The 7,330-nt window shown below is 42.1% G+C and carries 6 protein-coding genes; all 6 read right to left on the bottom strand.

Features of this window, described 5'->3' with window-relative positions; all coding sequences use genetic code 11:
• Positions 1-265: 265 nt before the first annotated feature.
• The 6 genes from GD597_RS17525 to purL all read right to left on the bottom strand — a co-directional run bounded on the left by GD597_RS17525 (position 266) and on the right by purL (position 7,154).
• Complete coding sequence (locus GD597_RS17525; protein WP_171609204.1) at positions 266-1,096, bottom strand: universal stress protein; 831 nt, start codon at positions 1,094-1,096, stop codon at positions 266-268.
• 115 nt (positions 1,097-1,211) lie between these two features.
• Positions 1,212-2,387: an acetyl-CoA C-acyltransferase gene (locus tag GD597_RS17520; RefSeq protein ID WP_171609203.1), complete on the bottom strand. Its 1,176-nt coding sequence runs from the start codon at positions 2,385-2,387 to the stop codon at positions 1,212-1,214.
• Between the two features lie 136 nt (positions 2,388-2,523).
• Positions 2,524-2,892 carry a hypothetical protein gene (locus GD597_RS17515; protein WP_171609202.1) on the bottom strand — a complete coding sequence of 123 codons (369 nt, stop codon included), beginning with the start codon at positions 2,890-2,892 and terminating at the stop codon, positions 2,524-2,526.
• A gap of 77 nt (positions 2,893-2,969) precedes the next feature.
• On the bottom strand, positions 2,970-3,770 hold the full coding sequence (gene proC / locus GD597_RS17510) for a pyrroline-5-carboxylate reductase (protein WP_171609201.1): 801 nt from the start codon (positions 3,768-3,770) through the stop codon (positions 2,970-2,972).
• Between the two features lie 50 nt (positions 3,771-3,820).
• Positions 3,821-4,846, bottom strand: coding sequence for an ADP-glyceromanno-heptose 6-epimerase (gene rfaD / locus GD597_RS17505; protein ID WP_171609200.1), 1,026 nt, complete (start codon positions 4,844-4,846; stop codon positions 3,821-3,823).
• A gap of 97 nt (positions 4,847-4,943) precedes the next feature.
• Positions 4,944-7,154 carry a phosphoribosylformylglycinamidine synthase subunit PurL gene (gene purL, locus GD597_RS17500; RefSeq protein WP_171609199.1) on the bottom strand — a complete coding sequence of 737 codons (2,211 nt, stop codon included), beginning with the start codon at positions 7,152-7,154 and terminating at the stop codon, positions 4,944-4,946.
• Positions 7,155-7,330 lie beyond the last annotated feature (176 nt).

Here is a 7,330-nt window from a genome sequence, read left to right as displayed (position 1 = left end):
AACTCGTTCCGTCATCCATCAAACTTGCTCCGTAATTGATCAATTTCCTTCCGTCAGCCCTCCAACTTGCTGCGTATAGTGCTGGTGCACAAGTGTGCGACGCAAGTAAAGTTGCCTCAACATCCCTTTGCCGGGCACCAAATAATGCTTACATAAACAATGGGGTATAAATGCTGTTGCGGTATTACATAAAAAAGTGGTTTGTGCTAAAAAGCAACAAACCACTATTACATAAGGCTTTATCTGACAGTCGTTAGCGGTAAAATTATTCGTGCACCACCATTAAAGGTACATGGCTGTGATAGGCCAGCATACTGGTATGGCTACGTTTAAACAAATGATCGAACCAACCCATTTTTTTGGGTATGGTAATAATAAGATCTACCTCTTTTTCCAACGCAAATTTGTTGATGGCTTCTACAAAATCGTTATTGTCTATAAACTGGTATTCGGGTTTATAATCGTGTAATAATGTGTCCAGCATCAAACTTTCAAAAGGGGTATCGGGTCTAAAGTGTTTATTGCGGTGATCGATATTTACCACAAACAATTTGGCACCAGTACCATTTAAAATATTTTTGATTGGCTGTACCGGTGTGGTTTCTACTACCTTGGAAAAATCGCAGGCCAGCATAATTTCTTTTATGGGTGTAAACACGGCGCCGGGGGGTACAATAATTACCGGCACTTTGGCATTGCGTGATACATCTACCGCATAACTGCCCATCAATGTTTCGGCCAGTTTGCCAACACCGGTAACACCCATTACAATTACATCAGCATTTACCTTATCGCATACAATATTAATGTCAACAGCCACCATGCCATAATCGCTAAGTATTTCCAATGCAATGCCTTCGCTTTGAGGCAGCAGCTCATTTTTAAACACTTCCAAATTATCTTCGCTGCTTTTGCGCAGCAGGTCAAAGTCTACTGATTCTACCATGGCCATATTCACATCTACTACAGGTGGTGATTGGTAGGCATTAAAAAACACAATTTTACTGCTATGCATTTGCCTGGCAAACTGGATAGCATACACAGCTGCATTTCTGGCTGTGGTTGAAAAATCGGTGGGTACCAATAAAGTTTTCATCGTTCGTGTTTTATAGTGTGAAGCTACTTGGTTTTTAGCAAGGTATGAATGATTTATATCATATAAAAAGCCCCGTTTTTTAACAGGGCTTTTGGTGCAAAATGCGTAAGATTTTTTACAAGTTTTCTATGATGCCGGCAATGCCTTGTCCGCCACCCACACAGGCCGTAACCAGGCCATATTTTTTGTTCAGCCTTTTCATATCCTGTAATATTTGTACGGTAAGTTTAGCCCCGGTACAACCCAATGGATGGCCCAATGCGATAGCGCCACCATTTATATTTACGATATCGGGGTTTAGACCCAATTCCCTAATTACCGCCAACGATTGCGAGGCAAATGCTTCGTTTAGTTCTATCAGGTCAATATCGGCCAGCTGCATGCCCGCCTGTTTTAAGGCTTTGGGAATAGCGGCTACCGGCCCAATACCCATTATTCTTGGATGTACACCAGCTACAGCACAGTTTACCAAACGGCCAATGGGTGTTAGGCCCAGTTCATTCATCATACGCTCACTCATTACAATCACAAATGCAGCGCCATCACTTGTTTGGGATGAATTACCGGCAGTAACGCTGCCACCCATGGCGAAAGCGGGTTTTAGTTTAGCCAAAGCTTCTACGCTGGTATCGGTTCGTACCCCTTCATCGGTATCAGCAATATAACTGCGGGTGGCTTTTTTATTTTTTTCGTTCAGGTAAGTTTCTTCAATGGTAATAGGTAATATGCCCGGTTTGAAGTGTCCGTTACTAATTGCATGATGGGCTTTGCGGTGCGAGTTATAGGCAAACTCATCCTGATCGGCCCTGTTGATATTAAATTCTTTGGCTACCGCCTCAGCAGTTAAGCCCATGCTTAAATAATAATCAGGTTCATCTTTGGCAATGGCATAGGAGGGTACAGTTTTCCAACCGGCGGTGGGTACCATACTCATGCTTTCTGTACCACCGGCAATAATACAATCTGCCATACCGGTTCTTATTTTGGCGGTGGCCATGGCAATGCTTTCCAATCCACTGGCGCAATACCTGTTAATGGTAATACCAGCCACTTCAATGCCCAGGGCTTTAGCAGCTATAATGCGGCCAAACTGTAAGCCCTGTTCTGCCTCGGGTACAGCATTGCCCACAATTACATCATCAACCCTATTTGCTTCCAGTTGGGGAACGGTGGCCATTAAACCTTTTATTACCTCAACGGCAAGATCATCAGGTCTAAAAAAACGAAATATCCCTTTTTTGCTTTTGCCAACTGCAGTACGGTAACCTGCAACGATATATGCTTCCTGCATAAACATGTATTTATTTCTCAAAAATAGCAAAAAAGTTGTTTATGCAACTAAATGGAAAAGTTAAGTTTTAATTAGGTATTGGAAGCAGTATGGATTTGAAAATTGCAGAGGCTAAACCCAAAAATAAAAGGTGCTATTATTCCTTTATATATTTTGAGTTTAGTGCATTATTCAAAATAGGATCGTTAAAGATTTGCAAGGTGTATTTGCCATTTTCCAAATAGGGTAATGGTGGTGTACCGCAGTAACCCATGCCAGCATAAGTGGTGTCTTTTCCCACCACAACCATTGCACCGGCATAGGCAATTAATTGGGTAAATTGTTGGTATCCGGTCATGGATCCGTTTTTAAGGGGTCCAAAATTATGTTGCCCCAGCATAACGGCTGAAAGAGGTGTATTACTGCTATTTTCTACCCTTACCAATAAATCTCCACTTATGGTAGCATTGTTTTTGGTACAGGCAGCCGTTATTAATATCAGGCAGGCAATGATAAGCTTTTTCATTTTTTTATTTTATTGAGCAAGCAGTTCAGTTGAACGTTGCATTATGCATAAAATAAGTGTAGTGCCGGGCGCCGGTACTACATATCGTTGATGATTTTTTTATAGCTGATAATAACCCCTTTTATAAGCGATGAACTAAAGCCCTGGTGTTCCATTTCGTTTAAACCTGCTATGGTGCAGCCTTTAGGAGTGGTTACTTTATCTATTTCAGCTTCGGGGTGGGTATTGCGAGTAAGTAATAGTTCTGCTGCACCCTTAATGGTTTGTGAAGCAATCAAGGTAGCTGTTTTGGCATCAAAACCTATTTCTATACCACCTTGAATATTGGCACGAATATACCGCATGGCATAGGCGGTACCACAGGCACCCAATACGGTGGCGGCATCCATTAATTTTTCTTCTATAAAAGTAGTTTTGCCCAATTGGTTAAACAGGTTACCTACATAGGTTTCCTGCTCCACCGAAGCATTGTATTTACAAATACAGGTTATACTTTCCCTAATGGCGATAGCTGTATTGGGCATGGCGCGGAAAATGGTAAATTCATTACCTATGATCTCCTGGAGGTCTTTTATCCAAACACCGGTAATAACACTAACCAGGGTATGGCGGCTTTTATCCAGATAGGGCAACAGGTTTTCCAGTATTTCCTTTATTTGAAAGGGCTTTACCGCAAGTACTATCCAATCGGCATATTGAACTGCTTCTGCATTATTATTACTAATGAGCACGCCCTTCTCGGCCAGCGGTTTTAGCGTTTCTATATTTCTTTTGGTTATAATAATTTGATCGGGCTTTATAAAGGCGCTGCTGATAAGGCCTTCTGCTATGGCTGTTCCCAGATTACCCCCGCCAATGATGGCTATTTTTTTGCTCATGATTCAATATTCTTTTTTTGGCAATTTCAAGTGCCCGATAAATAAAATAATTACCAGATTTTTTCGGTTGACAAATAGTTGCGTACATAATCATCCACCCCATCCTCTAAACTGTAAAATGGATGACTATAGCCTGCGGCCTGTAGCTTATGCATATTGGCTTCGGTAAAATACTGGTATTTGTCGCGTATATCCAATGGCATATCTATAAAACTAATATCAGGCGTTTTGTTTAACCCATGAAAAGTGGCTGTTGCCAATGCATAAAAACTTCGGGCCTTGCCTGTACCTAAATTATAAATACCGGGCTGCAGCAAATTTTGCGTATTGCCTTTTTCCAATACTTGCTGCATCATCCAGTAAATAACCTGCACCACATCTTTTACATAAATAAAATCACGTAGTTGTTCGCCATCTTTACAATCGGGGCGGTGACTTTTAAACAATTTTACTGCACCATCTTTTTTTATCTGGTTACAGGAATGAAAAATAACGCTGGCCATTCGGCCCTTATGGTATTCATTGGGACCATATACGTTAAAAAATTTGAGCCCTGCCCAAAATGGAGGTTGGGTTGTTTCAGCCAAAGCCCATTTATCAAATTCGTTTTTGCTTATGCCATAAGGATTTAATGGCTGTAACTGGCTTACTACATCATGGGTATCGTTATAACCTAATTCGCCCCCACCATAGGTGGCTGCAGATGAGGCATAGATTAATGGTATACCATATTGGGAGCAATAGGCCCATACATTTTGGGAATATTCCACATTTAATTCCTGGTGAATGGCATAATCAAATTCAGTGGTATCGGTTCTGGCACCCAGGTGAATAATGATATCAATTTTAGGTTGGTGCAGTTGCAGCCAGTCAAACAGGTTATAGCGTTCTACTATATGCGCATATTGCTTGGTTTCCCAGTTTTTGCGTTTGGCTTCTACGCCAAAATCGTCTACCAAAACAAGATTGGTATACCCCTGCTCATTCAGGTATTGCGCCATACAACTGCCAATAAAACCAGCAGCGCCAGTTACAATGATATAGGATGAGTTAGTGTGTGCTATTGTTTCCTGCATTTCCGTTTTATTGATGCCATGAAAGTGGAACCTTGAACCGAGCGTGGCAAGTAAAGCCTTATTTATGTGATAAAGCTGGTAACCCCATCAAGGCATTTTATGCTCCAGCAATTATTTTTTCAATGGCAGTATCATATTTTTCTTTCCAGCTACTAATATTACCCCAATCTGCCCCGTTTAATGCAATATTGCCAGTTGTTACTGTACCCAAAACAGTTAGTGGTATATTGGCGTCGGCCGCTTTTTGTTGTATGGCGGCTACTTCCTGGGGGGAGCAGGTAACCACTACCCGACTCTGGCTTTCTCCCAACCAATAAGCATCGGTTCTTAGATTGGTGGTGGCTGCAACATCAAAACCAAGGTTTTGGTTAAATCCTTTTTCTATCAGCGTAACAATCAAACCGCCTTCGCTTATATCATGAGCACTTTGGATATGTTTTTCCCTGATAATAGCAGCCACAAAATGCTGCACCGCAAACTCTTCTTCCAGTTCAAAATAGGGGGCAGGAGAATACTCTACTCCTTTTAATTTATGCAGGTATTCTGATGAGGCAATATCATTTTGCTGGGCGCCAATTAATAAGATTTGGTCACCCGCTTGTTTATAATCAAGTGTCATGCGGGTGCTAAAATCGTCCATTATACCCACCATACCAATGGTTGGAGTTGGGTAAACGGCCCCTTCGGGGTGCTGGTTGTAAAAGCTTACATTACCACCGGTTACCGGTGTATTAAATTTACGGCAGGCATCGCCCATACCGGTTACTGCTTTTACAAACTGATAGTACACTTCGGGATTATAAGGATTGCCAAAATTGAGGCAATTGGTTACCCCAATAGGTTCTGCACCACTGCACACAATATTACGGGCTGCTTCGGCTACGGCTATCATACCGCCCACATACGGGTTGGCAAAAACATATTTACTATTGCAATCCACCGTCATAGCAAGGGCCTTGCCAGTGCCCTTTGCCATTACAATAGCTGCATCGCTGGGGGCGTTGGTACTGGTATTGGCAGCACCTACCATACTATCATATTGTACATATACCCAGCGTTTGCTGGCAATATTGGGTATCTGAATAATTTGCTCTGTAACTGCCTTTAGGTCGGTTACATCGGCAATGGCATTCATGTCGAAAGCCTTAATTTTTTCAAAGTAAGCAGGCTCGCTATACTCACGGGTATATTGTGGTGCGCCACCGCCTAATACCAATTCATAGGCAGGAACAGAAGCTTCCAGTTCGCCATGCATATAAAAATTAAGCAGGCCGTCATTAGTTACTTCGCCAATTTCACTGCAGGGTAAATCCCATTTATCAAATACAGCCAATACAGCTGCTTCCTTACCTTTTTCTACAACAATCAGCATGCGTTCCTGGCTTTCGCTTAGTAATAACTCCCATGCTTTCATATTTTTCTGGCGGGTAGGCACTTTATCCAGATCTATACGCATACCTACTCCACCTTTTGCACTCATTTCTGCTGTTGAGCAAATAATACCTGCAGCTCCCATATCCTGCATACCAACCACTGCACCGGTTTCAATTACTTCCAAACAGGCTTCCAACAACTTCTTTTCCTGAAAAGGGTCGCCCACCTGCACCGCAGGTAATTCCTCAGTACTTTCTTCTGTAATATTGGCCGAGGCAAAGGAAGCACCGCCAATTCCATCTTTACCGGTAGCACTACCCACAAAAAATACAGGATTACCCAAACCTTCAGCAGTAGCACTAATGGTTTTACCAATTTTTACAATACCCACACTCATAGCATTTACCAATGGGTTGGTGTGGTAGCAATCTTCAAAATACACTTCACCACCTACTGTTGGTACACCAAAGCAGTTGCCATAATGACCAATACCATGCACAACACCTGCCAGCAGGCGCTGTGTTTTTTGGTCTTTTAAATTCCCAAAACGCAAACTATTTAATGAGGCAATGGGCCTGGCACCCATTGTAAAAATATCTCTCTGTATACCGCCAACGCCGGTAGCTGCACCCTGAAAAGGTTCAATAGCACTGGGGTGGTTATGGCTTTCAATCTTAAAAACCACACCAAAACCATTACCCATATCCATTAAACCGGCATTTTCCTCTCCCGCTGCCACCAACATACGGCCACCATCACGGGGTAGGGTTTTTAACCATTTAATAGAGTTTTTATAACTGCAATGTTCACTCCACATGGCACTAAAAGTGCACAGTTCAGTAAAATTGGGCGTACGGCCAAGTTTCTGCTTTATTAACTCAAATTCTTCTGCGGTAAGGCGTAAGGCTTCTGCGGCTTTTACGGTAATTTCCATTGAAACAGTAATTGTATAGTTTATGGTCCAAACCTGAACCTCTTTAATGATGCATTGTTGCGTCGCACTCTTGTACACCAGATTCTATGGTCAGCAGAAAATTAAAAATGTATTTCCGCGCTTAAAAAATGGGGTAAAGCAAGGGCGCCAGCTAAATTTCGGCAAAGGTAAGAAAG

The sequence above is a fragment of the Limnovirga soli genome (assembly GCF_013106755.1).
Taxonomy (GTDB): Bacteria; Bacteroidota; Bacteroidia; order Chitinophagales; family Chitinophagaceae; genus Limnovirga; species Limnovirga soli.
This window is presented reverse-complemented; position numbering and strand designations above follow the sequence as displayed.